This window comes from Mammaliicoccus sciuri, from assembly GCF_002901825.1.
Lineage (GTDB): Bacteria > Bacillota > Bacilli > Staphylococcales > Staphylococcaceae > Mammaliicoccus > Mammaliicoccus sciuri.
Window position 1 is genome coordinate 1 of record NZ_PPQD01000011.1, and the last position, 337, is coordinate 337.

The 337-nt window shown below is 39.2% G+C and carries 1 protein-coding gene; it reads right to left on the minus strand.

What is annotated here, in order from left to right:
- The coding region (locus tag CD035_RS02405; RefSeq protein ID WP_180991816.1) for a hypothetical protein at positions 1-337 on the minus strand (337 nt) is incomplete at both ends.

The window sequence follows — 337 nt, forward strand, 5'->3', positions numbered from 1 at the left end:
TGATTCACTTGTACTCAATGATTCGCTTGTACTTAATGACTCGCTTGTACTTAACGATTCGCTGGTACTTAGTGATTCGCTTTCACTTAATGATTCGCTCGTGCTTAATGACTCACTCGTACTCAATGACTCACTTTCACTTAATGACTCACTCGTGCTTAGAGACTCACTTGTACTCAATGATTCACTCGTGCTTAACGATTCGCTTTCACTTAATGATTCACTTGTACTTAACGACTCACTTGTGCTTAATGATTCGCTTGTACTCAATGACTCACTCGTGCTTAATGATTCACTTGTACTCAATGATTCGCTTGTACTTAATGACTCGCTTGTA